The following is a 1,038-nucleotide window of genomic DNA, read 5'->3' as shown; positions in this document are numbered from 1 at the left end:
GAGAAGCGCCTCACCGGCCGGGGCGTGTCATGGTGCGCGACGTGCGACGGGTTCTTCTTCCGCAACCAGGACATCATCGTCGTCGGAGGCGGGGACTCCGCGATGGAGGAAGCACTGTTCCTCACCCGCTTCGCGGCCACCGTCACCGTTATCGTCCGCGGTCCGGCGTTGCGGGCGTCGAAGATCATGGCGCAGCGGGCCATGGACAACGAGAAGATCCGCTTCGAATACACCAGCGCGATCACCGCGATCCACGGAGACGCGAAGGTTGCCGGGGTAACGCTTACCAACACGGTCACCGGGGACACCCGGGAACTGGCTGCGACCGGCATTTTCGTGGCCATCGGGCACCTGCCCCGCACCGACCTCGTCCAGGACCAGGTCACCCTCGACGCCGAGGGCTACATCGTCGTCGACGCACCCACCACCCTGACGAACCTCTCCGGGGTCTTCGCGTGCGGCGACGCCGTCGACCACCGGTACCGGCAGGCCATCACTGCAGCAGGATCCGGCTGCGCCGCAGCACTGGACGCCGAACGGTACCTCGCCGCACTCGAGGACGCCCCCAGCATCGCTACCGCTCTCATCGAGGAGAACGCCCATGTCTGACACCACCACCATCAGCACTCTCACCGCATCAGCAGCCACGTCGGCGGACACGACGGGCGCCGGCGACATCACGGATCTACCGGTCGCCGTGATTGGTGCCGGTCCGATCGGGCTGTCCGCGGCCGTGAACCTCCTCGAGCAGGGGCTGACCCCGATCGTCTTCGAGCAGGGAGACAGTGTCGGAGCCGCTGTTCGGCAGTGGGCGCACATCCGCCTGTTCTCGCCCTGGCAGTACAACATCGACCCCGCAGCCCGGCGCCTCCTGGGGACCACCGGCTGGTCCGAGCCGCGCCAGACCGCCCTCCCATACGGGCGTGAACTCGTCGAGTCCTACCTCGAACCCCTCGCCGCCCTCCCGGCCATCGGGGAGACCTTGCACTTCAAGAGCACCGTCACCGCGGTCACCCGGCTGGGGATGGACAAGACCCG

The 1,038-nt window shown here is 67.8% G+C and carries 2 protein-coding genes; both read left to right on the top strand.

Annotation, left to right across the window (positions count from 1 at the left end; all coding sequences use genetic code 11):
- Window positions 1-609: NAD(P)/FAD-dependent oxidoreductase (locus CXQ96_RS17845; RefSeq protein ID WP_181036548.1), on the top strand; the 609-nt coding region annotated here is incomplete at its 5' end.
- On the top strand, window positions 602-1,038 hold a 437-nt coding region (locus CXQ96_RS17840), incomplete at its 3' end, for an FAD-dependent oxidoreductase (RefSeq protein ID WP_146070947.1). The genes CXQ96_RS17845 and CXQ96_RS17840, both read left to right, overlap by 8 nt.

Source organism: Arthrobacter sp. B1805, assembly GCF_002929745.1.
Classification (GTDB): Bacteria; Actinomycetota; Actinomycetes; order Actinomycetales; family Micrococcaceae; genus Arthrobacter_D.
Note: the sequence above shows the minus strand (reverse complement) of the source record. Positions and strands in the feature narration are given on the sequence as shown.